General features: G+C 66.5%; 18 protein-coding genes and 1 riboswitch. Of the genes, 7 read left to right on the top strand and 11 right to left on the bottom strand.

The genetic code is table 11. The annotated features are described in order from the left end of the window. Positions 1 to 3 precede the first annotated feature (3 nt). Positions 4 to 3,165 carry an efflux RND transporter permease subunit gene (locus N8888_RS15530; RefSeq protein ID WP_111186155.1) on the top strand — a complete coding sequence of 1,054 codons (3,162 nt, stop codon included), beginning with the start codon at positions 4 to 6 and terminating at the stop codon, positions 3,163 to 3,165. Positions 3,166 to 3,339: 174 nt separating this feature from the next. Here N8888_RS15530 and N8888_RS15525 read toward each other — a convergent pair whose 3' ends face one another. After that, entirely contained in the window at positions 3,340 to 4,245 is a 906-nt protein-coding gene (locus N8888_RS15525; RefSeq protein ID WP_053520100.1) for a LysR family transcriptional regulator, read from the bottom strand. 117 nt (positions 4,246 to 4,362) lie between these two features. On the opposite strand from N8888_RS15525, the gene N8888_RS15520 reads away from it, so the two are divergent. After that, the gene (locus tag N8888_RS15520) at positions 4,363 to 5,136 is read left to right on the top strand and encodes an SDR family oxidoreductase (protein WP_053520099.1); all 774 of its coding nucleotides are present in this window, start codon (positions 4,363 to 4,365) and stop codon (positions 5,134 to 5,136) included. A gap of 112 nt (positions 5,137 to 5,248) precedes the next feature. Here the strand turns inward: N8888_RS15520 and leuB are convergent, their stop codons facing one another. The 9 genes from leuB to ilvC form a co-directional block, all read right to left on the bottom strand. Beyond that, complete coding sequence (gene leuB / locus N8888_RS15515) at positions 5,249 to 6,310, bottom strand: 3-isopropylmalate dehydrogenase (RefSeq protein WP_263175681.1); 1,062 nt, start codon at positions 6,308 to 6,310, stop codon at positions 5,249 to 5,251. Then, a complete protein-coding gene (gene leuD, locus N8888_RS15510; RefSeq protein ID WP_263175679.1) occupies positions 6,300 to 6,878 on the bottom strand; it encodes a 3-isopropylmalate dehydratase small subunit in 579 nt (192 codons plus the stop codon). The genes leuB and leuD overlap by 11 nt, the downstream gene beginning before the upstream one ends. Further along, positions 6,878 to 8,296, bottom strand: a complete 1,419-nt coding sequence (gene leuC, locus N8888_RS15505; RefSeq protein WP_065181714.1) for a 3-isopropylmalate dehydratase large subunit — start codon at positions 8,294 to 8,296, stop codon at positions 6,878 to 6,880. Before leuC ends, leuD begins: the two co-directional genes overlap by 1 nt. Positions 8,297 to 8,356: 60 nt before the next feature. Beyond that, on the bottom strand, positions 8,357 to 9,133 hold the full coding sequence (locus tag N8888_RS15500; protein WP_111186152.1) for a class I SAM-dependent methyltransferase: 777 nt from the start codon (positions 9,131 to 9,133) through the stop codon (positions 8,357 to 8,359). A gap of 10 nt (positions 9,134 to 9,143) precedes the next feature. Further along, positions 9,144 to 10,730, bottom strand: a complete 1,587-nt coding sequence (locus N8888_RS15495) for a 2-isopropylmalate synthase (protein ID WP_065181712.1) — start codon at positions 10,728 to 10,730, stop codon at positions 9,144 to 9,146. Continuing rightward, a complete protein-coding gene (locus N8888_RS15490) occupies positions 10,669 to 11,850 on the bottom strand; it encodes a threonine dehydratase (protein WP_430542961.1) in 1,182 nt (393 codons plus the stop codon). The genes N8888_RS15495 and N8888_RS15490 overlap by 62 nt, the downstream gene beginning before the upstream one ends. Before the next feature lie 63 nt (positions 11,851 to 11,913). Next, the gene (locus N8888_RS15485; RefSeq protein WP_263175676.1) at positions 11,914 to 12,177 is read right to left on the bottom strand and encodes an ACT domain-containing protein; all 264 of its coding nucleotides are present in this window, start codon (positions 12,175 to 12,177) and stop codon (positions 11,914 to 11,916) included. Next, a complete protein-coding gene (gene ilvG / locus N8888_RS15480) occupies positions 12,161 to 13,897 on the bottom strand; it encodes an acetolactate synthase 2 catalytic subunit (protein WP_263175675.1) in 1,737 nt (578 codons plus the stop codon). Before ilvG ends, N8888_RS15485 begins: the two co-directional genes overlap by 17 nt. Before the next feature lie 37 nt (positions 13,898 to 13,934). Beyond that, positions 13,935 to 14,909, bottom strand: a complete 975-nt coding sequence (gene ilvC / locus N8888_RS15475; RefSeq protein ID WP_053520296.1) for a ketol-acid reductoisomerase — start codon at positions 14,907 to 14,909, stop codon at positions 13,935 to 13,937. A 696-nt stretch (positions 14,910 to 15,605) separates the two neighbouring features. Here ilvC and ggt point away from each other — a divergent pair. Further along, positions 15,606 to 17,324 (top strand): gamma-glutamyltransferase, encoded by a 1,719-nt coding sequence (gene ggt, locus N8888_RS15470; RefSeq protein ID WP_053520297.1) that lies wholly within the window; start codon positions 15,606 to 15,608, stop codon positions 17,322 to 17,324. Between the two features lie 312 nt (positions 17,325 to 17,636). Here the strand turns inward: ggt and N8888_RS15465 are convergent, their stop codons facing one another. Then, complete coding sequence (locus tag N8888_RS15465; RefSeq protein ID WP_053519166.1) at positions 17,637 to 19,214, bottom strand: BCCT family transporter; 1,578 nt, start codon at positions 19,212 to 19,214, stop codon at positions 17,637 to 17,639. Positions 19,215 to 19,458: 244 nt separating this feature from the next. Beyond that, positions 19,459 to 19,559, top strand: a riboswitch (TPP riboswitch). Between the two features lie 82 nt (positions 19,560 to 19,641). Here N8888_RS15465 and thiC point away from each other — a divergent pair. The 4 genes from thiC to N8888_RS15445 all read left to right on the top strand — a co-directional run bounded on the left by thiC (position 19,642) and on the right by N8888_RS15445 (position 25,842). After that, complete coding sequence (thiC, locus tag N8888_RS15460) at positions 19,642 to 21,486, top strand: phosphomethylpyrimidine synthase ThiC (protein WP_263175672.1); 1,845 nt, start codon at positions 19,642 to 19,644, stop codon at positions 21,484 to 21,486. A gap of 97 nt (positions 21,487 to 21,583) precedes the next feature. Beyond that, entirely contained in the window at positions 21,584 to 22,255 is a 672-nt protein-coding gene (locus N8888_RS15455) for an ion channel (protein WP_053519170.1), read from the top strand. Positions 22,256 to 22,515: 260 nt separating this feature from the next. Continuing rightward, complete coding sequence (locus N8888_RS15450; RefSeq protein WP_263175669.1) at positions 22,516 to 24,828, top strand: winged helix-turn-helix domain-containing protein; 2,313 nt, start codon at positions 22,516 to 22,518, stop codon at positions 24,826 to 24,828. Positions 24,829 to 24,942: 114 nt separating this feature from the next. After that, positions 24,943 to 25,842 (top strand): helix-turn-helix transcriptional regulator, encoded by a 900-nt coding sequence (locus N8888_RS15445; protein ID WP_053519175.1) that lies wholly within the window; start codon positions 24,943 to 24,945, stop codon positions 25,840 to 25,842. The last annotated feature ends 47 nt before the right edge of the window (positions 25,843 to 25,889 follow it).

The following is a 25,889-nucleotide window of genomic DNA, read 5'->3' as shown; positions in this document are numbered from 1 at the left end:
CCTGTGCGCCGTTTCAATCTATCCGAATGGGCGCTGGGCAACCGCGCGCTGGTGCTGTTCGCCATGCTCGCCTTCGCCCTCATCGGCGCCTGGTCGTACAAGCATCTGGGCCAGTCCGAGGATCCGCCGTTCACCTTCAAGGTGATGGTGGTACGCACGATGTGGCCGGGCGCGACCGCCGAGCAGGTCTCGCGCCAGGTGACCGAGCCGATCGAGAAGGCGCTGCTCAACACCGGGCAGTACGAGTTCATCCGCTCCTACTCGCGCCCGGGCGAGTCGCAGGTGATCTTCGCGGCCAAGGACAGCCTGCGCTCCAAGGCCATTCCGGACCTGTGGTACCAGGTGCGCAAACGCGTGGGCGACATCAAGCCGAACCTGCCGCGCGAAATCGTCGGTCCGTTCTTCAACGATGAGTTCGGCGACACCTTCGGCAACATCTACGCGCTGACCGGGCAGGGCTTCGACTACGCCGTGATGCGTGACTACGCCGATCGCATCCAGCTGGAACTGCAGCGGGTGCCGGACGTGGGCAAGATCGAGCTGCAGGGCCTGCAGGACGAGAAGGTCTGGATCGAGCTGTCCAACACCAAGCTGGCCACGCTGGGCGTGTCGTTGCAGCAGGTGCAGCAGGCGCTGGCCGACCAGAACGCGATCAGCGCCACCAGCTTCTTCGAGACCCCGACCGATCGCGTGCAGCTGCGCGTGACCGGCCAGTTCCAGAGCATCGATGACATCCGTCGCTTCCCGATCCAGGCCGGCGACCGCACCGTGCACCTGGGCGATATCGCCGAGATCAAGCGCGGCTTCGCCGATCCGGCGTCGCCGAAGATGCGCTTCATGGGTGAGGATGCGATCGGCATTGCGGTCGCGATGAAGGACGGTGGCGACATCCTGAAGCTGGGCTCCACGCTGGATGCCGAGTTCGAGCGCCTGCAGAAGACGCTGCCGGCGGGCATGCACCTGCGCAAGGTCTCCGACCAGCCGCATGCGGTGGAAGAGTCGGTGGGTGAGTTCGTGCAGGTGCTGACCGAAGCGGTGGTGATCGTGCTGCTGGTGAGCTTCTTCTCGCTGGGCCTGCGTACGGGCCTGGTGGTGGGCGTGACCATTCCGCTGGTGCTGGCGATGACCTTCTTCGTCATGCACTACTTCGATATCGGCTTGCACAAGATCTCGCTGGGCGCTCTGGTGCTGGCGCTGGGCCTGCTGGTGGACGATGCGATCATCGCGGTGGAGATGATGGCCACCAAGATGGAACAGGGCTACGACCGCCTGCGCGCGGCCAGCTTCGCCTGGGAATCCACGGCGTTCCCGATGCTCACCGGTACGCTGATCACGGCGGCAGGTTTCCTGCCGATCGCCACGGCGGCGTCAAGCACCGGTGAGTACACCCGTTCGCTGTTCCAGGTGGTGACCATCGCACTGGTGGTGTCATGGATTGCGGCGGTGCTGTTCATTCCGTACCTGGGTGACAAGATGCTGCCGGATCTGTTCAATCCGCAGCTGCCCAAGCCGGACAGCCTGGCCGGTCGCTGGCGTGCGAAGCGCCTGGCCTGGGCCGATCGCCATCCGGCGCTGCTGCGCTGGATCGCACCGAAGGAGCATGCACACGACCACGATCCGTACCAGCGGCCGTTCTACACGCGTTTCCGCCGTTTCCTGGACATGTGCCTGCGCCACCGCTGGTGGGTAATCGCAGCAACGGTGGCCCTGTTCGTGTTCTCGCTGCTGATGTTCCGCTTCGTGCCGCAGCAGTTCTTCCCGGATTCGACCCGCCCGGAACTGATGGTGGATATCGAACTGGCTGAAGGCGCGTCGCTGCAGGCCACGCAGGCGCAGGCCAGCAAGCTGGAAAAGCTGCTGAAGGGCCGTGAGGGCATCGCCAACTATGTGGCCTATGTGGGTACCGGTTCGCCGCGCTTCTACCTGCCGCTGGACCAGCAGCTGCCGGCGACCAACTTCTCGCAGTTCGTGGTGCTCACCGAAGACGCCAAGGCGCGCGAGGCCACGCGCGACTGGCTGCTGAAGGACGTGATCCCGCAGTTCCCGGATGTGCAGATGCGCGTGACGCGGCTGGAGAACGGTCCGCCGGTGGGCTACCCGGTGCAGCTGCGGATCTCCGGCGAGCACATCGAGCAGGTGCAGGCGATCGCACGCCAGGTACAGGACAAGGTGCGGGAGAACCCGCATGTGATGAACGTGAACCTGGACTGGAGCGAGCCGAGCAAGGTCGTGCGGCTGGTGCTTGACCAGGACCGTGCGCGCGCGCTGGGCGTGAGCAGTGCGCAGGTGAGCCAGCTGCTGGGCACTTCGCTGTCGGGCATGAGCGTGAGCACCTATCGCGAGGGCAATCGCCTGATCGAGATGCTGCTGCGGGGGCCGGAGAACGAGCGCGTGCAGCTGGGCATGCTGGGCAGCCTGGCCATTCCCACCGCCAGTGGCACGTCGGTGACGCTCTCGCAGGTGGCGCGCCTGGAGTACGTGTTCGAGGACGGCATCATCTGGCATCGCAACCGCCTGCCGACCGTGACCGTGCGTGCCGATATCAGCGACGGCAGCCAGGCGCTGGACGTGGTGCAGCAGATCCTGCCGACGCTGGATGGCATCCGCGCTGCACTGCCGAGCGGTTACCTGCTGGAAACCGGCGGAACGGTGGAGGATTCGGCACGTGGCCAGGACTCGATCAAGGCAGGCATGCCGTTGTTCCTGATCGTGGTCGCAACGCTGCTGATGCTGCAGCTGCGCAGCTTCTCGCGTGCCGCGATGGTGCTGGTGACGGCACCGCTGGGCATCATCGGCGCGACCTTGTTCCTGCTGCTGTTCCGTGCACCGTTCGGGTTCGTGGCGCTGCTGGGCACGATCGCGCTGGCCGGCATGATCATGCGCAACTCGGTGATCCTGATAGACCAGATCCAGCAGGACATCGATGCCGGGCATGATCGCTGGCATGCGATCATCGACGCGACGGTACGGCGTTTCCGCCCGATCGTGCTGACCGCCCTGGCGGCGGTGCTGGCGATGATTCCGCTGTCGCGCAGCGCGTTCTATGGCTCGATGGCGATCTCGATCATGGGCGGGTTGATCGTGGGTACCGTGCTGACCCTGGTGTTCCTGCCGGCGCTGTATGCGGCGTGGTTCCGGGTGAAGCCGGATGAATCCGGGGCGTAATGCCCCCGGGTTCCAGGACCACCGCCTCTGGCAGGTGCCAACCCTGGTTGGCACGGCTCTGCTCGCGGGATCTGCTTTCTGTAGAGCCGAGCCATGCTCGGCTGCTCTTTGCGCGATGATGGGATGAGTCGAGCATGGCTCGACTCTACAGAAGCATCCACGCATGGCGTGGATCTACTGCAGTTGCAGGCCGCTCCGCAGCAGTGGCACCAGCCACTCCAGGAATACGTGCACGCGCTGTGCCCGATGCTGCCGATGCGGTTGCAGCAGGGTCACCGGCAACGGTTGTGCGACGTGCCGTGGCATCACTTCCACCAACGTGCCGGACTGCAGCTCGTCCTGCACGTCATAGCGCGGAATCTGCAGCAGTCCCAGTCCGGCCACGCAGCAGGCGATCGAGGCTTCGGCGCTGTTCACCCGCACCCAACCCTGCATGGGCAGCGTGCGCAGCTGGGTTCCGTCCTGCCATTCCCACGGTTCCACCCGCGCGGTCGTCGGCGAGGCGTAGTTCACCGCCCGGTGCTGCTGCAGGTCCGTCGGTTGCTGCGGGACGCCGTACGCGCGCAGGTAGGACGGCGCGGCCACGTTGACGAAGTCCAGCGTGCCCAGCGTGCGCGAAACCAGGCTGGAATCGCCCAGCTGGCCGACCCTCAACACCGCATCGCAGCCTTCCTCGATCAGGTTCACTGCGCGGTCGGTCATGCCCAGATCCACCTCCACCTGCGGGTAACGGGCGAAGAAGTCAGGCAGCGCCGGCGCCACGATGCGCCTGCCGATGCGGCTGGGTACGTCGATCCTCAGCAGGCCGACCGGCTGCGCGTCCTCCTGGCGGAACAGCGATTCGGCATCTTCGACCTCGGCGATCAGGCGCAGGCAGCGGGCGTGGAACACATCGCCATCGTGGGTGGTGGAGACGCGTCGCGTCGAGCGTTGCAACAGGCGCGTACCCAGCCGCTGCTCCAGTTCGGCGACCGCCGCCGATACCGTGGAACGGGGCAGTCCGAGCTGGTCGGCGGCGCGGGTGAAGCTGGCGCACTCCACCACCCGGCTGAAGATGCGGAAGCGGTCGATCCGATCCATTGTTCGCTCGATCTGGAAAGTTAAGTCAATGTTGCGGGCTTTATCCGCATTTTCCGCACGATATCGTCATTGGGGCAGGGTTGCCATCCCGGACAGCCCCACTCCGAGACCGAAGCCATGACCGACCACTCCCTCAAGGGCAAGACCGTGCTGATCGCAGGCGGTGCCAAGAACCTCGGTGGCCTGCTCGCCCGCGATTTCGCCGCCCACGGCGCCGGGGCCATCGTCATCCATTACAACAGCGACGCCAGCCAGGCCGACGCCGAAGCGACCGTCGCGGCGGTCCAGGCTGCGGGCAGCAAGGCCGTGGCCCTGCAGGGCGACCTGACCTCCGCTGCCGCCATGGAGCGCCTGTTCGCCGACGCTGTCGCAGCCGTCGGCCGTCCCGATGTCGCCATCAATACCGTCGGCAAGGTCCTGAAGAAGCCGCTGCTGGAGATCAGCGAAGCGGAGTACGACGAGATGAGCGCGGTGAATGCCAAGGCGGCGTTCTTCTTCCTCAAGGAGGCCGGCCGTCACGTCAATGATGGTGGCCGCATCTGCACCCTGGTGACGTCGCTGCTGGGCGCCTACACGCCGTTCTACTCCAGCTATGCAGGTACCAAGGCGCCGGTGGAGCACTTCACCCGCGCGGCATCGAAGGAGTTCGGCGAGCGGGGCATCTCGGTGACCGCGATCGGTCCCGGGCCGATGGACACGCCGTTCTTCTATCCTGCCGAGAGTGCCGATGCGCAGGCGTATCACAAGACCGCGGCGGCGCTGTCCGCGTTCACCCGCACCGGTCTGACCGACATTGCCGATATCGTGCCGTGGATCCGTTTTCTGGTCACCGACGGCTGGTGGATGACCGGGCAGACGGTGCTGGTCAACGGTGGCTACACCACCAAATAACCGGGCCACGCCGGGCGCGGCTCCACCGCACTGCACCTGTGGCGCCGGGCCATGCCCGGCTCATGCAACAGCCATCGGGCATGGCTCGACGCTACAGGTGCCGCCCGGCGGGTCAGCCCAGCTTCGCCAGCACGGCGTCGGTCGCCGCCGCCGTGCTCACGGCCTGGCCCTTTGCAGCCAGATCAGCAGTGAACACGCCATCATCCAGCACCGCGTGCACGGCCGCCTCCACCGCCGCCGCTTCGGCATCCAGGCCCAGCGAGTGGCGCAGCAGCATGGCCGCGCTGAGGATCGTCGCGTAGGGGTTGGCGATGCCCTTGCCGGCGATGTCCGGTGCCGAACCGTGGATCGGCTCGTAGATGCCGACCGCACCCGGTTCTCCCAGTGATGCCGACGGCAGCAGGCCCAGTGAGCCGGCCAGCATCGAGGCCTCGTCGGTGAGGATGTCGCCGAACATGTTTTCGGTCACGATCACGTCGTATTCGCGTGGCTTGGCCAGCAGGTGCATCGCCATCGAATCGACCAGCTGGTGTTCCAGCGCGACGTCCGGGAACTCCTCGCGGCCGATGCGGGCGGCGACGTCGCGCCACAGGCGGGACGTCTCCAGCACGTTGGCCTTGTCCACCGAGGTCACCTTGCCTCGGCGCTGCTGTGCCAGGCGGAACGCGCTGCGCAGCACGCGCTCGATTTCGGCCACGGTGTAGCGGCAGAGGTCGCTGGCGCTGTCGGCATCGCGGGTCTTGTCGCCGAAGTAGATGCCGCCGGTCAGTTCGCGTACCACCACGAAGTCCACGCCCTTGAGCAGTTCGGCCTTGATCGGCGATGCCCCCAGGGCGGCATCATGGGTACGCACCGGCCGCAGGTTGGCGTACAGGCCCAGCGCCTTGCGGATCGCCAGCAGGCCCTGCTCGGGGCGCACCTTGGCGTTCGGGTCGGACCACTTCGGTCCACCCACTGCACCCAGCAGCACGGCATTCGCGGCCTGGCATGCGGCGAGGGTGGCGGCGGGCAGGGGCTCGCCATGGCGATCGATGGCGATGCCACCGATATCGTGCTCGCTGAACGTGAAGGTGTGGTTGAAGCGTTCGGCGATGGCTTTCAGGACCGCAACCGCAGCGGCGGCCACTTCCGGGCCGATGCCATCACCGGGGAGTACAACGATCTCAGCGTGCATGCTCACTCTCGTAACGTTCGATGTCAGGGACGCGGCCCAGCAGATAACCCAGTTGATCGACGCCTTCCAGCAGACAGGTCTGCGAGAAGCCATCCAGCGGGAAGGAGTAGACCCGGCCATCCGGCGTACGCAGCTCGCGTGCCGCCACGTCGATGGTCAGTTCGTCGTCGGGGCGCTGCATCAGCGCCTGAACGTCGGCTTCGTCCAGGACGATCGGCAGCAGGCCGTTCTTCAGTGAGTTGCCACGGAAGATGTCGGCGATCTCGCTGCTGACGATGGCGCGCAGGCCCAGGTCGGTCAGCGCCCACGGCGCGTGCTCGCGCGAGGAACCACAGCCGAAGTTGCGGCCCGCCAGCAGGATGCTGCGGCCGGCGTTGTGCGGCTGGTTGAAGGCGAAATCGGCCACCGGCGAACCGTCGGACTGCCAGCGCCAGTCATTGAACGCGTTGCGGCCCAGTCCGGCACGCTCGGTGGTGGACAGGAACCGGGCCGGAATGATCTGGTCGGTGTCGATGTTGGTCTGGTGCAGCACGACGCTGGACGAGGTCAAGGTGCGGAAACCGGCCATTACGCCACCTCCTGCGCGAACAGTTCGCGGGTATCGGCCACGTGGCCCTTCACCGCCGCCCAGGCGGCGCTCATCGGCGAGGCCAGCAGTGTGCGCGAGCCCGGCCCCTGGCGGCCCTCGAAATTGCGGTTGCTGGTACTCACTGCCAGTTGGCCGGGGGCGACCAGATCACCATTCATGGCGATGCACATCGAGCAGCCCGGCTCGCGCCATTCGGCACCGGCTGCACGCACGATCTCATCGATGCCCTCCGCTTCGGCCTGGCGCTTGACGATCTCCGAGCCCGGTACCACCAGCATGCGCACGCGCTCGGCGACGCGGCGGCCGCGCAGCACCTGTGCCACTTCGCGCATGTCGCTGAGGCGGCCGTTGGTGCATGAACCGACGAACACGACATCGACCGGCGTGCCGGCCAGTGCCTGGCCGGCCTGGAAATGCATGTAGTCCAGGCCCTTCTGCGCGGCGGCGTCGTTGGCCGCAGGAATCGGCACATCGACCGCGATGGCGGTGCCGGGATGCGTGCCCCAGGTCAAGGTCGGACGGATGTCGGCTGCATCGATGTGGACTTCGCTGTCGAAGCGGGCGCCTTCATCGCTGCGCAGTTCCTGCCAACGGGCCACGGCCGCCTCGAAATCGGCGCCCTTGGGGCCGCGTGGCGTGTTGGCGACGAAATCGAAGGTGACCTGGTCCGGAGCCACCATGCCCGCGCGCGCGCCGGCCTCGATGGACATGTTGCACAGGGTCATGCGCTGCTCCATGTCCATCGCTTCGATGGTGCTGCCACGGAACTCGATCACATGGCCGGTGCCGCCGTTGACGCCGATCACACCGATGATGTGCAGGACCACGTCCTTCGCGCCGACGCCCGGCGCCAGGGGGCCGTCGACCGTGATTGCCAGCGTCTTCGCCTTCCGCTGCAGCAGGCACTGTGTTGCCAGCACATGACCCACTTCGCTGGTGCCGATGCCGAAGGCCAGCGAGCCGAACGCACCATGGGTGGAGGTATGGCTGTCGCCGCAGACGATGGTCATGCCGGGCTGGGTGAAACCCTGCTCGGGCGCGATGACATGGACGATGCCCCGGTTGTCCGAGCTCATGTCGAACAGTTCGATGCCGTGCTCGCTGCAGTTGCGCGCAAGCGTGGCGACCTGCGCCTCGGAGGCGGCGCTGGCGTACGGCAGCCGGCCGTCGGCGGTGGCCGGCAGGGTCGGCGTGGAATGATCCATCGTCGCCTTGGTGCGGTCCGGCCGGCGTGGGCGGAGACCGCGTTCGCGCAGCTCGGTGAACGCCTGCGGCGAGGTCACCTCGTGGATCAGGTGCAGGTCGATGTACAGCACCGCAGGGGCGCTGTCGGATTCGGGAACGACCACGTGGGCGTCCCACAGTTTGTCGTACAGGGTGCGGGGTGCGGAGGTCATGCGGTTGCCTGGCAGAAGTACGATTGAACGAACATCGGGAAATAACGGGAAAGGGTCAAGTCAACGGCGGCGCGCGAGTACGCGCAGGCGCACGTAGTCAGCCAGCGGCTGGCCCGCCGCGTTGCGGGGCAGGTCGGCCAGCAGGGCCGCGGCGGCCTCGCGAACGGTGGCACGGGCCTCGACCGGCAGGTCGTCCAGCAGCGGTGCGGCGAACACCCGCAGCCATCCTGCCACGCCGGTCGGCAGTGCGGTGGGGCGCGGCAGGCATTCGATCAGCTGCACCTGGAAGCCGTGCTGGCGCAGGCGGTCGGCATAGGCGTCGGCGGTCGGGAAATACCACTGGAAACCGCTGGCGCCATGGCCATGCGCAGCACGTGCGGCCTGCACCGCTGCGATGATGGTCGCCACGTTGCCATGGCCACCGAACTCGGCCACGAAGCGGCCGCCGGGACGCAGTGCACGGCGCACGCCTTCGAGCACGGCGTCGGGGTGGCGCATCCAATGCAGCGCGGCGTTGCTGAACACTGCGTCGAACGCGCTGTCGAAGGACAGGGCATGGCCGTCCATCACCTGCGCATCGACGCCGCGCGCGCGCGCGGCGATCACCAGTTCCGGCGACGCGTCCACGCCGTGGATGCGTGCACCGCTCAACGCCAGTTCACTGCTGAGCACCCCATCGCCACAGCCCAGATCGAGGATGTGCTCACCGGCGCGCGGGTCGAGCAGGCGCGACACCGCGCCGCCGAGCAGCGGCACGAAGCCGGCATCGATCGCATAGTCCTGGGCGTTCCACTGCTGGCCCGCCGTAGCGGACGTGGTCGTGTCGAAGGCGCTCATGTCAGGTTTCTCAGGCGGTAGCAGGGGTGGCGGTTTCGCTGACGCTGCTGGCAGCAGCCTGGCGTTGGCGCAGCAGCCGGTTGGCAACGTCCAGCCAGGCCAGCGCAGAGGCTTCGATGATGTCCTTGCTGGTGCCGGTGCCGTCGTATTCGATGCCGTCGTGGCGCACGCTCAGGTTGGCCTCGCCGCGTGCATCGGCACCGATGCCGACGCTGTGCACGTGATAGCTGTCGAGCATCAGCTGCACGCCGGTGGCGGCCGACAACGCGCCGAACAGCGCATCCACCGGGCCATCGCCCTGCGCGGTCTCGGCCACGCGGTTGCCGTCCGGGTCGGACAGCTCGACCAGTGCATTGGCGCGACTGCCGACATCGCTGATGGTCATCGAGGCCAGGCGATAGCCCTGTGCATTGGCGCCGCCCTGCATCAAGGTCTGCAGGTCGGCATCGGTGACCACCCGCTGCTGCTCGCACAGGCCCTTGAACTGTTCGAACACCAGCTTCAGCTCTTCTTCGTCCAGCCAGAAGCCCAGTGCACGCAGGCGCGCTTCGACGGCGGCGCGGCCACTGTGGCGGCCCAGCACCATCTGCGAATCCTCCCAGCCCACGTCTTCCGGGCGCATGATTTCGTAGGTGCCGCGATGGCGCAGCATGCCATGCTGGTGGATGCCCGATTCATGGGCGAAGGCATTGGCGCCGACGATGGCCTTGTTGCGCTGCACCGGCATGCCGACCAGGCGCTGCAGCAGCTGCGAGGTGCCGACGATGCGCGGGGTGTTGATCGCGGTGTCCTGCTCGTAGAAGGCCTGGCGCACCTTCAGCGCCATCGCGATTTCTTCCAGTGAGCAGTTGCCGGCGCGTTCACCGATGCCGTTGACGGTGCACTCGACCTGGCGGGCGCCGCCCTCGATGGCGGCCAGGGAGTTGGCCACAGCCAGTCCCAGGTCGTTGTGGCAGTGCGCGCTGAAGATCACGTTGGCGGCATTGGGCACGTCGGCCACGCCGGCAATGACCTGCTGGAACATCGCGCGGATTTCCTCCGGCGTGGTGAAGCCGACGGTGTCGGGCAGGTTGATGGTGGTGGCGCCGGCGGCGATGGCCACGCGCGAGACCTCGATCAGGTAGTCCAGCTCGGTGCGGGTGGCATCTTCGGCCGAGAATTCGACATCGTCGATGTAGGAACGGGCCAGCGATACATGCTTGCGTACCGACTCCAGCACCTGCTCGCGGGTCATCCGCAGCTTGTGCTCGCGGTGCAGCGGGCTGGTCGACAGGAACACGTGCAGGCGCGGGTTGGCCGCAGCTTCCAGGGCACGTGCCGAGGTCTCGATATCGGCCTGCAGGCAGCGCGACAGCACGGCCAGGCTCAGGCCCGGACGGCGCAGTTCGCGGCCGATCAGGGCCATCGCTTCGCGGTCGGACTGCGAGCTGGCCGGGAAGCCGGTCTCGATGATGTCCACGCCCAGTTCGTCCAGCGCACGCGCCATCACCAGCTTCTGCGGTGGGCTCATGCTGCAGCCGGGGGACTGCTCGCCGTCACGCAGGGTGGTGTCGAAGATGCGGATGCGCGGGGTGGTAATTCGTTCGATGGTGGTCACAGGGAGATCTCCTCGACAACAGGTGCAACGGCGTGCAGGGGGGAAGGGGGGCAGCGGTGGTGGGCGTGACGCCGGTCCGTGCCGGCGGGCGGGGCGTCTCGGCGCGACGCCGGCGCGGCTTGCGCGGCGGGCGTGGGCGGATGTCGGTCAGCAGGCCGGCCAGCACGCCGGCATCGATGTTGCCGCCGGAGACCACGGCGCACTTGCGGCGCCCGGCGATGCGTCGACCGGCAGCCAGTGCCAGCGCGCCCGCGCCTTCGGCGATGATGTGTTCTTCCAGTGCCAGCCGCACCAGCGTTTCACGCAGTTCGGCCTCGCGCACGATCACCACGTCGTCCAGCAGCGAACTGCACAGGCGACGGGTCAGGAAACCGGGGATCTTCACCCGCACGCCATCGGCCAGCGATGCCACCGGGGCGATCTCGCGGACATCGCCGTGGATCGCACGGGCCATCGAGTCCACGCCTTCCACCTGCGCACCAATCACGCGCACGCCCTGCGACTTGAGCGCCAGGGCGACGCCGGCGGCCAGGCCGCCACCGCCGATCGGTACGATCACCACGTCCGGCGCGTGCGCGGCCAGCTCGATGCCGACCGTCCCCTGGCCGGCGATCACGTCGGCGTCGTCGAAGGCGGACAGGAAGCGATAGCCATGACGCTGCGCCAGTTCGACGGCGAAGGCGCAGGCCTCGTCATAACTGTTGCCGTGCTGGCGTACGGTGGCACCCCAATGGGCGACACCGGCGATCTTGGTTGCCGGTGCACCGTGCGGCATTACGGTGATCGCGGGGACATCCAGCCGGTAGGCGGCCCAGGCAACGCCCTGGGCGTGATTGCCTGCCGAGGCGCAGATCACCGGGCGGCTGTCACCGCGCTCGCGGCCGGCCAGCAGGGCGTTCAACGCTCCGCGCACCTTGTAGGAGCCGGTCCGCTGCAGATTCTCCAGCTTCAGCCAGGTGCCGAAGCGTTCGGCATGATGCAGTGGCGTGGGCGGCAGGAAGCGGCGCAGGCGCGCCTGCGCGGCCAGGACATCGGCGACGCTTACGTCGCCGACATCACTTTCCTTGCTGGTATCAGCGGCCGGCATGGGCCACCGGTGCGGTGTGCGCGACCACCGCATGCGGGTACGGGCGGCGAAGAAGACGCCTCCGTACCGGCACCGTGGTCACAACGGTACGGGTGTTCATTGCGATACTCCTTCGACGCTGCTGTCTACCGGCGTCAGCTCCACCGATACGCAGTCGTAGATCTTTTCGATCTGCCGGCACAGCGTCTCCGCCGGTCGCTGGCCGTCCACGACCAGCTGCAGGTGCCAGCGTCCGTCATCGGCGGCGTCCGGAGCACCGCTGATCGAACGCGGCGCGAAGCCACGGCGCTCGGCCATGCCGATCACGCGCAGCAGCGCGCCTTCGGCCGGCTGCAGCACCAGGTCAAGCCGGTATTGCATTGGGAATCTCCTGGCGGGCATGGGCTGGATTGCTTTCCAGCATGGTGCTGTTGGCGGTGTTCGGCGGCACCAGCGGCCACACGTTGGCGCGCGCGTCGATGGCTACGTGCAGCAACGCCGGGCCCGGCTCGGCCAGCAGCGCGGCCAGGCCGCCTTCGACGTCATCGCGCGAATCGATGCGGCTGGCGGCGATGCCGAACACCTGGGCCAGGGCGACGAAATCCGGGTTGTCGGACAGATCGATCTCGCTGTAGCGCTCGGCGAAGAACAGCTCCTGCCACTGCCGGACCATGCCCAGCGAGCTGTTGTCCAGCAGCACGATCTTCACCGGCAACCGGCACCGGGCGATGGTCGCCAGCTCCTGCACGTTCATCATGAAGCTGCCATCGCCGGACACCAGCACCACGGTGCGCTCCGGGCAGGCAAACTGCGCGCCCATCGCCGCCGGCAGGCCGAAGCCCATCGTGCCCAGCGCGCCGCTGGTCAGATGGTTGCGCGGATGATTGAAACGGCAATGCTGGGCGACCCACATCTGGTGCTGGCCGACGTCGCAGGCAATCACCGTGTCGGCGGGTGCCAGTTCGCTCAGGCGCTTCAGCAGCGCCGGTGCGTAGATGTGCTGGCCAGGCGCGTCGTAGCGGGCGGCGAAGCGGTCGCGATGCTGCGCACAGCGGCTGCGCCATGCGTCCTGATGGGCCCTGGGGGAGGGGAAGGCCGCATGCAGGGCACGGATGGCGTGGCCGACATTGCCGGGCACGGCGACGTCGGCGCTGCGCAGCTTGGAGATCTCGTACGCATCGGCATCGATATGGACCACGCGCGCGAACGGAGCGAACTCCGCCAGCTTGCCGGTGGCGCGATCATCGAACCGTGCGCCCAGCACCAGCAGCAGATCGCTTTCCTGCACCGCCATGTTGGCAGCGCGGGTGCCGTGCATGCCCAGCATGCCCAGCGACTGCGGATGGTGTGCCGGCAGAGCACCCAGTCCACGCAGGGTCATCACCGTGGGAATGCCACTGGCCTCGACGAAATCGCGCAGGTCCTGCACTGCATCGCCCAGTGCGATGCCACCGCCGGCATACACCACCGGCTTCTCCGCCGCCGCCAGCGCTGCGATGGCGGCGGCAATGGCGTCGCCGGTGGCTGCCGGCGGTGGTTCGACGCTGCTCGGCACATGCACCGGCAGGTGACTGGCATCGGCCACCTGCACGTCCTTGGGCAGGTCGATCAGCACCGGGCCGGGACGTCCTTCGCGGGCAATGCGGAAGGCATCGGCGACCACGCGGGGCAGGTCATCGACGCTGCGTACCAGCCAGCTGTGCTTGACGATCGGCATGGTCAGGCCGAACACATCCAGCTCCTGGAAGGCGTCGGTACCCAGCAGGGGCGTGCCGACCTGGCCGGTGATGCAGACCATCGGCACCGAGTCCAGCATCGCATCGGCGATACCGGTGACCAGGTTCGATGCGCCGGGGCCGGAGGTGGCCACGCAGACGCCCACTTGGCCGCTGGCGCGCGCGAAACCGTTGGCGGCCAGCGCCGCGCCCTGCTCGTGCCGCACCAGGATGTGCTTCAACGACGAATCCACCAGCGCGTCGTAGAACGGCATGATGGTGCCGCCGGGATAGCCGAACAGCGTGCGGACGCCTTCGGCCTCCAGTGCCTGGGTCAGCCAGCGCGCCCCGTTGGGTGGCGCGCTGCGGTGTGTGGAAGAGTTCATGGGGGACCTTGCAAGCGGGTGGGGGAGGGCCGCGTGGTTACGCGGCCTGTCCTTGCAACCAGACCATCTTGGCGCGCAGTTCCTTGCCTACCTTCTCGATCGGATGCTCCAGGTCGGCCTGCTTGAACCGGTTGTAGTTCGGCAGGCCCGCTTCGTACTCGGCCACCCAGTTCTTGGTGAAGGTGCCGTCCTGGATGTCCTTCAGTACTTCCTTCATGCGCTCCTTGGTGCCGGCATCGATCACCCGCGGACCGCTGACGTAGTCGCCGTACTGCGCGGTTTCGGAGATGAATTCCAGCATGCGCGAGATGCCGCCTTCGTAGAACAGGTCCACGATCAACTTCAGTTCGTGCAGCACTTCGTAATAGGCGATCTCGGGCTGGTAGCCGGCTTCCACCAGGGTCTCGAAACCGGCCTGTACCAGCGCCGAGGCGCCACCGCACAGCACCGCCTGCTCACCGAACAGGTCGGTCTCGGTTTCTTCCTTGAAGGTGGTCTGGATCAGATTGGCGCGGGCGCCACCGAGACCGGTCGCATAGGCCTGCGCATGCTGCGCGGCCTGGCCGCTGGTGTCCTGGTAGACCGCCCAGATGCACGGAACGCCACGGCCGATCTCGTACTCGCGACGCACCAGCGCGCCCGGGCCCTTCGGTGCGACCAGCACCACGTCCAGGTCGGCGCGCGGCTCGATCATGCCGTAGTGGACATTGAGGCCGTGGGCGAACAGCAGGCACGCGCCCTGCTTCATGTTGGGCGCCAGCACGTCGTTGTAGAGCTTCTTCTGCACCATATCCGGAGTCAGCACGGCGACCAGGTCGGCATCCTTCACCGCATCGGCGGGAGCCACGACGGTGAAGCCATCGGCCTGGGCCTTGGCTTCGGTCGGGCCGCCCGGCCGCAGGCCTACCACCACATCGAAGCCGGATTCGCGCAGGTTCAGTGCGTGGGCGCGGCCCTGGCTGCCGTAGCCGATGACGGCGATCTTGGTCTGGGGCAGGTCGTTGGTGCTCATGGGGGAGGTTCCTTGCGGTGGGAAGAAAAAAGAACGGCCGGTCGTCGAAGCGACGTACCGGCCGGTCAGGGGAAAGCGGTGGAGGAGGGGCCGCGCATCGCACAGGAACGGCCGCCACGAGGCATCGTGGTGCAGCAGGTCCGGGTTTTGCAGAAGGCGGTGGTCATGGTGGTTGCGTCTGAAACCAGGTCTTGAAATGAAAAAACCCGCACCTGGGCGGGTGCGGGTTTTTGATCGAGTTCCGGTGTGTTCTATCTGCTTACACGCTGGCTCGTCCCGCACCTGTTGGTTGGGTAATAAGTACGAGCACAAGAATCGAACGCAGCGACGCGGCGCCGATGTCGGCGGCTTCGATGTGGGTTCGCGGTGGTGTGTTGTGTTGCAGCATGTGATCGAGAGAAACACAGCTGTTTTGACGATGTCAACCCTTGTCGGGGTGATTCCAGGCACTTTCCGCTGCGTCCAGCGGAATCGCTTGTGGCGCAAGGATGGTTGCCGCTGAAAGTGTTTCGGTGAACCCGAATTCACTCCTTTCACCAAGGTTTTTGCGCGGATTTCGGGGGGTCTGCCCGCCGGGCATGACCCGGTGCCGGCAGCGGTCGCCGCGGCCGCCTCGCCCCATGACCTCTGCCCGATACCGCGTGAAGGCCGCAGCGGCGATGATCGGTGCTACCACCCTTCCATCGGAACCCGACTGTGTCCCGACGCCTTGCCCGTTCCCTGCTGGCTGCCGCCGTCCTGGCGGCCATGCCCGCGCTTTCCCTCGCTGCCGACCGCATCACCGGCCACACCTTCGCCACCCGCTCGGAAGTCATCGCGCCTCACGCCATGGCGGCCACTTCGCAGCCACTGGCCACCCAGATCGCACTGGACGTGATGAAATCCGGCGGCTCGGCGGTCGATGCCGCCATCGCCGCCAATGCTGCGCTGGGCCTGATGGAGCCGACCGGCAATGGCATCGGTGGCGATCTGTTCGCCATCGTCTGGGACCCGAAGACACAGAAGCTGTACGGCTACAACGGGTCCGGCCGCTCGCCGAAGTCGCTGACCCTGGCCGAGTTCCAGCGCCGCGGCCTGAAGGAGATCCCGGCGACCGGGCCGTTGCCGGTCTCCGTGCCGGGTGCCGTCGATGGCTGGTTCGCCCTGCATGGCCGCTTTGGCCGCAAGCCCATGGCCGACAATCTTGCGCCCGCCATCCGCTACGCGCGCGAAGGCCACCCGGTGGCCGAGGTGATCGCCTATTACTGGGATCGTTCCGTGCCACGGCTGTCGCAGTATCCCGGCTTCAAGGAACAGTTCACGGTCAACGGGCATGCCCCGCGCAAGGGCGAGATGTGGAAGAACCCGAACCTGGCCGATACGTTGCAGAAGGTGGCCGACGGCGGCCGGGATGCCTTCTACAAGGGCGAGATCGCCCACACCATCGGCGATTACTTCAAGGCCAATGGTGGCTACCTGAGCTACCAGGACATGGCCGACCACCACGGCGAGTGGGTCGAGCCGGTCAGCAGCAACTATCGCGGTTACGACGTATGGGAGTTGCCGCCGAACAGCCAGGGCATCGCCGCGCTGCAGATTCTCAACGTACTTGAAGGCTACGACTTCTCGAAGATTCCATTCGGCTCGCCCGAGCACGTGCATCTGTTCGTGGAGGCCAAGAAGCTGGCCTTCGCCGATCGTGCGCGCTTCTACGCCGACATGGCCTTCCAGCCCGCACCGGTCCAGAAGCTGATTTCCAAGGAGTATGCCGCGCAGCGGCGTGCACTGATTTCCATGGACAAGGCGTTGAAGGAAGTGCAGCCGGGCACGCCGAAGCAGCTGGAGGAGGGCGATACGATCTACATGACCGTGGCCGATGCTGACGGCATGATGGTGTCGCTGATCCAGTCGAACTACCGCGGGATGGGCAGCGGCATGGCGCCCCCGGGGCTCGGTTTCATCCTGCAGGACCGCGGCGAGATGTTCGTGCTGCAGAAGAACCATCCGAACGGCTACGCACCGGGCAAGCGCCCGTTCCAGACCATCATTCCGGCGTTCATCACCAAGGATGGAAAGCCCTATGCCAGTTTCGGCGTGATGGGCGGTGCGATGCAGCCGCAGGGCCACGCGCAGATCGTGATGAACCTGGTGGACTTCGGCATGAACCTGCAGGAGGCCGGAGATGCGCCGCGTATCCAGCATGAAGGTTCCACGGAGCCGACCGGTCAGGCCACGGCGATGACCGATGGGGGGGAGGTGAACCTGGAGACGGGCTTCCCGTACGAAACGGTGCGCGCGCTGATGCGCAAGGGGCATCGCATCGTGTTCGCCGATGGTCCGTACGGCGGGTATCAGGCGATCATGCGGGATCCGGACACGGGCGTGTACTACGGCGCGTCGGAGAGTCGGAAGGATGGGCAGGCGGCGGGGTATTAAGGTCCCGGCCACCGGGCTGAGCCCCCTCGCGGCTGATCGCCAGAGCCGATCATGGATGGGGGCGTGCGGATGGGAATGCCGGGGGACGCCGTGAATACGTCCTTGTAGGCTTGGCCGCGGCATCCATGCCGCGGACACCCCCGTCCTTCCCACCCGCACGCCCCCCGACAATTTCCGTGCGCGTCAGCCACGGAAGAGAAAGAAGAAGATCAAAGGCAACAGCCGCGCGCTGTGGGTTGGGGTCGGATCCGTCTTCCAGAGGAAACGGATCCGACCCCTTCGTGTTTTTCCGGCGCAGGCTGCCGAACACCCTCAATCCGAATCCTGCGCGCGCGCTGCTTCGGCCTGGGTTTCTTCCTGTGCCGCCATTTCGCGCGCGATCCACGCATCGATCATGTGCCGCTGGCGCTGTGCCTGCCGCCGCTCCCGCGTGTACTCCTGGTCCAGTACCCGGTACAGCGAGACCATCACCAGCACCATCAGCAGCGCGAATGGCAGTGCCGAGATCGTGATCATGCCCTGCAGCGCGTCGAGGCCGCCGGCCAGCAGCAACGCACCTGCGATCAGTGCGATGCCCACACCCCAGGCCAGCTTGCGCTTGGCGGGCGGGTCGCCTGCCTCGTCGGTGGACATGCTGGCCAGCACCAGCACCGCCGAGTCAGCCGAGGTCACGAAGAAGATCATCAGCAGAACCAGCGCGATGCACGACAGCAGCAATGGCAGCGGCATGCTGTCGAACAGGGTGAACAGTACGGTCTCATAGCCGTTGCCCAGCGCCTGTACCAGGTCTGCATGGCCGAAGATCTGCGACCAGATCGCGGTGCCACCGAACACCGAGAACCAGAAGAAGCCCAGCAGCGTCGGCGCCAGTACCACGCCCACCACGAACTCGCGCACGCTGCGGCCACGCGAGATGCGCGCGATGAACGAACCCACGAACGGTGCCCAGGAAATCCACCAGGCCCAGTAGAAGATCGTCCAGTCGGCGACCCACGTACTGGAGGAGAACGGTGACATGCGCAGGCTCATCGTCACCAGCTGGTTCAGGTAGGACCCCAGCGTCGTGGTGAAGGTATTGAAGATCGCGCCGGTCGGCCCGAGCACCAGTACCAGTGCCAGCAGCAGGGCGGCCAGTGCCAGGTTGAAGTTCGACAGCCATTTCACGCCGCGCTCCACGCCGCTGAGGGTGGAGGCCATGTACAGCACGAAGGCGACGGCGATGATGGTCAGCTGCAGCGGCACACCGGCATGCACGCCGAACACGCGCTGCATGCCGGCTGCGATCTGGATGGTGCCGAAGCCCAACGTGGTGGCCACACCGATTGCCGTGGCCACCACCGCGGCAATGTTGACAATCCGTCCGATCCAGCCCCGATGATGATGACCGATGATCGGCTGCAGCATGTCGCTGACCAGCCCGCGGCCGTTGCGGTTGAACTGGAACCACGCCATTGCCAGACCGATCAGCGCGTAGATCGCCCACGGATGCAGGCCCCAGTGGAAGAACGCATAGCGCATCGCTGCACGTGCGGCGTCCATGCTTTCCGGTGCCAGTCCTTCCGGCGGCTTGCTGAAGTGGGAGATCGGCTCGGCCGCCCCCCAGAACACCAGGCCGATGCCCATGCCGGCGGCGAACAGCATCGACATCCAGCTGGCCCGCGAGAATTCGGGTTCGGCGTCTTCGCCACCGATGCGCAGGTTGCCGAAGCGGCCGAACGCCAGGTACATCAGGAACACCAGCGCCAGGAACACCACCAGCAGGTACAGCCAGCCGATGCCGCGGATGAGTTCGCCGAGGATGCTCTGCACCACGGCGTTGAAGGGACCGGGTGCTACGCCGGCAAGCAGCACCAGCAACAGGACCAGTGCGATGGAAACACGAAACACCATGAAGGAGCTTCTCCGATCAAAGGGATTGAGGGAGCGAGCAAATGCTTGCAGCGAGGGGCCGGCGGCACTCGAGCGCTAGCCGGGCAGGGGCCGCGATGGCGGCGATGCGTCATCGGTCGCAGCGACACGATGCGCGTGCACGTTACTGAACGCGACGTCATGGTTGCGTTAATTCATCAATGGCGCGTGACGCGCAGCCGCCCCGTGGGCTCGCCCTGTTGCAGGACTTCTATGGTCTAATGCCGGCAAGAAGCGGGGGTACCGCGGCCATCGGCCACGGTTGAGACAGTCCCTTGGAACCTGATCCGGCTCATACCGGCGTAGGGAAGCTTTGCAATGCAACCGAACCCGGACGCGGCCCAAGGGCCGTCCGCGTGCGGGGGCAGTGCGCCGCCGCTTCGTCCCTGACCCTCCTGGACGATGCCCGATGAACGCACAGCTCTCCGCCCTGCAGCAACAGGCCCAGCAACTCTCCGAATCCGTGACCCGGCCGATTCCCGGCTCGCGCAAGATCCATGTCACCGGCTCGCGCCCGGACCTGCGCGTGCCGATGCGCGAGATCACACTGAGCCGCACGCCGACCCTGTTCGGCGGCGAAGAGAACGCGCCGGTCACGGTGTATGACACCTCCGGCCCCTACACCGATCCTGACGTGCGTATCGACCTGTCCGCGGGCTTGCCGGCCCTGCGCCGTGCCTGGGTCGAAGCGCGGGGTGACACCGAACAGCTTGATGGCCTGAGCTCTTCCTTCGGCCGCGATCGCGAGCACGACCCGAAGCTCGATGCGGTGCGCTTCCCGGCCCGCAGCCTGCCGCGCCGCGCCCGTGCGGGTGGCAATGTCACCCAGATGCACTATGCGCGCCGCGGCATCATCACGCCGGAGATGGAATTCGTCGCCATCCGCGAGAACCAGCGGCTGGACGCGATCCGCGATGCAGGCCTGCTGCAGCAGCATCCGGGCGAAGCCTTTGGCGCATCCATCCAGAAGATCATCACCCCGGAGTTCGTCCGCGACGAAATCGCCCGTGGCCGGGCGGTGCTGCCCAACAACATCAACCACCCGGAAAGCGAGCCGATGATCATCGGCCGCAACTTCCTGACCAAGATCAACGCCAACATCGGCAACAGCGCGGTGTCATCCGGCATTGCCGAGGAAGTGGAGAAGCTGGTGTGGGCGATCCGCTGGGGGGGCGATACGGTGATGGACCTGTCCACCGGCAAGCACATCCACGAGACCCGCGAGTGGATCATCCGCAACTCGCCGGTGGCGATCGGCACGGTGCCGATCTATCAGGCCCTGGAGAAGGTCGATGGCCGTGCCGAGGCACTGACCTGGGAGATCTTCCGCGACACATTGATCGAACAGGCCGAACAGGGCGTGGACTACTTCACCATCCATGCCGGCGTGCTGCTGCGCTACGTGCCGCTGACCGCCAAGCGGGTGACCGGCATCGTCAGTCGCGGCGGCTCGATCATGGCCAAGTGGTGCCTGGCCCATCACAAGGAGAATTTCCTCTACACGCACTTCGAGGACATCTGCGAAATCATGAAGGCCTACGACGTGACCTTCTCGCTGGGCGATGGGCTGCGCCCGGGCTGCATCGCAGACGCCAACGACGCGGCGCAGTTCGGCGAGCTGGAAACGCTTGGCGAGCTGACGAAGATCGCATGGAAGCATGACGTGCAGACGATGATCGAAGGTCCCGGGCACGTGCCGATGCAGCTGGTCAAGGAAAACATGGACAAGCAGCTGCGCGAATGTGGTGAGGCTCCGTTCTATACGCTGGGGCCGCTGACCACGGACATCGCGCCCGGCTATGACCACATCACCAGTGCCATCGGCGCAGCGATGATCGGTTGGTTCGGTACCGCGATGCTCTGCTACGTGACGCCGAAGGAACACCTTGGCCTGCCCAACCGCCAGGATGTGCGCGACGGCATCATGGCCTATCGCATCGCCGCACATGCGGCCGACCTGGCCAAGGGGCATCCGGGCGCGCAGGTCCGCGACAACGCATTGAGCAAGGCGCGCTTCGAGTTCCGTTGGGAAGACCAGTTCCACCTCGGGCTGGACCCGGAGAAGGCAAAGGAATTCCATGACGAGACGCTGCCCAAGGACGCGCACAAGCTGGCGCACTTCTGCTCGATGTGCGGGCCGCACTTCTGCTCGATGAAGATCACCCAGGACGTGCGCGAGTACGCCGAGGCCGGAATGAAGGAGAAGTCCGAGCAGTTCCGCGCTGCGGGCGCGGAGGTCTACCAGCAGGGCTGATCGGACTGGCGTCGCCGGGCGTGCCCCGGCGGCGCTGCATCGCGCGCCTCACGCGCATCCCGTTATCCTCCGCCCATCTTTCCGGGGAAGGGACGCCATGCCTGTTGCCGTGACCACCCGCTGGCTGGCCATCGCCCGCCGCCATCCGTCCGCGTGGCTGCTGGGCGCGCAGCTGCTGGCGGTGATGCTGTATCCCGCGCTGGACGACACGGCCGCCGGCCGCGCCGCATTGGGCATGTTTGGAATGGCGGTGCTGGGCCTGGCGTTGTGGGTGGTCCAGCGCAGCCCGTTGGGTACATGGCTGGCGCTGCTGCTGGCGATTCCGGCGGTGGTGTTCTCCATCGCCGGCGCGCTGCTGGACCGCGCCGCGCTGGTGACCACCGCGCAGCTGCTGGAGAGCCTGCTCTACTTCTATACGGCCGGCGCCCTGATCGCCTACATGCTGCAGGACCACAAAGTCACCCGCGACGAGCTGTTCGCGGCCGGCGCCACCTTCACGTTGCTGGCGTGGGCATTCGCCTTCGCATTTGGGGTGTGCCAACAGTGGTATCCGGGCAGTTTCCAGGGCAGCAGCGAGGGACCTCAGCGAAGCTGGATGGAGCTGCTTTATCTGAGCTTCAGCTTGCTGTCCGGGGTCGGCCTGAGCGATGTCGTGCCGCTGCATCCGCAGGCACGCGCACTGGTCATGCTGGAGCAGTTCTCAGGCGTGATGTACGTGGCTTTGGTGGTTTCGCGGCTGGTCGGATTGACCATGCTGCGGCGTTTCTGAAAATGAATGGAAGATAAAAATTTCGCGCCCGAAAGGGCGCGAATGATGATGCGAAGTTATGTGAATGCGTCGGCGAGAGAGAGCCTGATGTCGACCACGCGATAGGCGAGGTAACCGGCATAGGCTAGTATTCGCGCGCTCCATTGTTTTTGCGGTATGCGCCGATGCTTTGTGCGGAGTCTGGCTTTTCGCTGTTCCCCGTTGGGGACGGTATCGAAGGCGAACACTGCCCGGAAACTGTCTCTACTGTTTAGCAAAAAATGAACCGCAGCGAAATCCAGCCCACCGAATCTGATCGGATCCGGATCGGCGAATGTGTCGTCACTTTGTCCTCGCGAGAGGTCGAAGTTGCCGGCGCGCGTCGCCCGCGCCGGCTGACGCCGAAGGCGCTGGGCGTGCTGCGTGTGCTGCTGCGGCAACCCGGGCGCGTGGTCACCCGCGAAGAACTGTTCGCCGAGGTGTGGCCCGATACGCTGCCCACCAACGATGTGCTGACGCAGGCGGTCACCCAGCTGCGCAAAGCCTTCGCCAACGACGATGACAACGGCCAGGCGTATATCGAGACGATCGCCAAGACCGGCTACCGCCTGCGCGTGCCGGTGCAGGCCATGCCCGAGCCCGAAGCGGAACTGGCGGTCGATGCCGAAGGCGCGGCTGGCGATTCCAACGCGGTCGTGGAAGTGCACACGCCAGCCCCGGAGGACATGCGACGCCGTCGCTGGCGCTACCTGCGACGTCGATTGTTGCTGGTGCTGGGCCTGTTGATGCTGGCCGCACTGCTGGTGATGACGGTCCTGCTGCTGCGCCGTGCGCCGGCCAGCTCTCCGGTGGAGGCGGCGGTGGAGAACGGCACGCGGGTGATCGGCAGCCCGCAGCGGCCCTATCGGCTGATCACCGCCACCGCAGGCTTCGAAACCTATCCCACGCTGTCGCCGGATGGTTCGCAGGTGGCCTACGAAGGCGCCAGCGAGGATGGCCTGGGCGGTGGTGCGATCAAGGTACAGACGTCCGGCAACGCGCCGGCGCGGCAGCTGCTTGTTCCTCCTGCGGGCGCGGTTGACCGCTTCCCGAACTGGTCGCCGGATGGACGCGACATCGCCTTTGCCCGCTTCTCCGCCGATGGGGGTTGTCAGGTGCTGATCGCCAGTGCGACCGGCGGCGCGTTGCGCCAGGCCACGCGCTGCGATGGCACCGAGCTGCTCAGCTTCGACTGGACACCCGACGGGCGCGGCCTGGTATTCGGCAGCATGGTGGGCCGCTATGCCCACCGCGGTATCCGAGTACTCGATCTGGCCAGCGGACAGTGGCAGCCGCTGCAGTACGCCGTCGATCAGGACGATTTCGATTACGCGCCGCGCTATTCGCCGGACGGCAAATGGCTGGTGTTCGTGCGCAACCCGCAGATGGGCGACCTGTGGCGGGTTCCTGCCGCGGGTGGCACGCCGGAGCAGCTGACCAGCGAGTCGGCCGAGCTGCGCGGATGGGCCTGGCTTGGCGACGGCCGCACCATCGTGTTCGGCCGCCGGGTCGACAGCGAGGTGCGGCTCTATTACCTCGACATCGAGCGGCGCACGCTGCGTGATGCCGGACTGGATGACGCGCAGTGGCCGGCGGTATCGCGGCATGGCGGCATGCTGGCCTTCGTCCATCGCCGTGCACAGTTCGGCGTGTTCAAGGTGCCGATGCAGGGCGGTGAACCGGAGCGCCTGTTTGCGTCCAGCGGTCGCGACGGTCAACCGATGGCAGCACCGGACGGTCGCCAGCTGGTATTCACCTCTGACCGCTCGGGCAGCTTCGCTCTCTGGTGGGCGGACATGCAACGCCCCGATTCGCTGCGGCCGATCGAGGGCCTGCGCCCGGAAGCACGGCAGGCCCCCGATTGGTCGGCCGACAGCCGGCAACTTCTGGTGGTTGGGCGCGATGCACACGGTCGCGCGGTGGTCTACGAGATCGCACCCCGCGACGAGCGTCTGCAACCGCTGCCCGTGCCCGCCGAACAGCCGCTGCAGGCGCTGTATGGCGCCACGCCCGAGCAGCTGCTGGTGGTCGAACGTGATGCCGACCAGCGTACGCGGCTCAGTCTGTTCGATCGCAGCACCCAACCCTGGCGGCGGCTGGCGAGCATCGACGGCGTCTCCCAGGTCCGCTTTGACCGCGCAGGCCGTCGGGTGCTGTTCACCCGCCTGGCGGCGGAGGGGTTGTGGGCGGCGGACGCGGCGCTGTCCCCGGACAGCGTGCGGCAGATCAGCGAGGACAAACCCAGCCGCTGGCGCTACCGCTCGTGGACGGTTGCCGGCCACGACAGCATCGGCTATCTCGGCAGTTCCACCCGCTGCAGCACCATCCTCGTCCGCATCGCCGCCGGGCAGGAGGATGCCGGGCGCTGCCTGGACGCGCAGCGCTTGAGCGCGAGCAACGGACTCAGCGCCAGCGCAGACGGGACGGCCCTGTTTGTCGCTCTGGCAGTCAGTGATGGCGCCGACATCGGCGTGATGCGGCTGCCCGAAAAGGCGCCAGCGCTGTTCCCGGCCTTCTCCAAGATGTTGATGTTCAAGGGAAATGGGCCTTCGTAATTTTTTCGTCGGGATCTCGCCGCGAATTCGTGGCGATCTCGTCGGTCTTTCCTGACGCGGTGCCGCCTGATTGGGCAAAACGGAGGCCTGTACTTGGCAAATCCGTGGTGCACCATGCGTCAACTCTCACTGGCCGATCGTGGCCAATCCGTCTCCCTGGACAAGGCACTCGATGACGTCGTGCCGACCTGCCTGGGCGTGGCCCGGCTCGGCAGCCTGCAGACCGCGGGCAGCAGCTTCACCGTGTGGATGCAGGTGCGCGGCAGCTCCTGGGTGGAGGCCAAGGAGGGGCGCTTCCGCCTGCGCCACGGCGAATGGATCGCGTTCGAGAAGGAATCGCGCCCGCTGGTGCAGGCAGGGCGCAACGGGCTGTGCATCGGCCTGAACCTGAACGTGGAAGCGCTGCGTGTGCTGGCGGAGATGGCCGACTGCGGCCTGTACGCGGGCCGCGGCCGGATGGGCCGCAGTGACGCTCGCGTGGCGCTGCGCCTGTGGCGTGATGCCTTGGCCAGTGGCCACCCGGCGCAGCACCTGCGCCCGCTGCTGCTGCATCTGGCCGGCCTGCAGCGTGGATTGGCCGACAACGTGCAGCGCTGCCCTGGCCGTTCGCGCAGCCGCAAGCGCCAGGTGTTCGGTCGCATGCAGCGCGCCCGCCTCTATCTGGAAGGCAACAGCCACCGCGTCGTACGCATCGGCGAACTGGCCGAGCTGACCAACTTCTCCAGCTGGTATCTCTCCAAGACGTTCCAGAGCCTGTATGAAGAAAGCCCGCAGTCGCTTTCGGCACGGCTGCGCCTGGAGCGCGCCGCCGACCTGCTGCGCGACACCGACATGATGGTGGGAGAGGTCGCTGCGGCCAGTGGTTTCGACAACTGCTGCAGCTTCGCCCGGGCGTTCCGCGCCCGCTACGGGCAGTCCGCTTCGCGCTTCAGGGAAAACGGCGGCTTGCTCCCGCCACAATCCGCAAAGTCTCTGGTTGGTTCGCGCAAATACAGCGCTGCAACGCAATCGTAACGTGCTGGGGTGTTTTAACACGCTGCTAACACGTACCTTGGAGAGAT

It is taken from the genome of Stenotrophomonas maltophilia, from assembly GCF_025642255.1.
GTDB lineage: Bacteria > Pseudomonadota > Gammaproteobacteria > Xanthomonadales > Xanthomonadaceae > Stenotrophomonas > Stenotrophomonas maltophilia_P.
The sequence above is the reverse complement of the archived record's forward strand: the minus strand, read 5'-3'. Positions and strand labels throughout refer to the sequence as shown.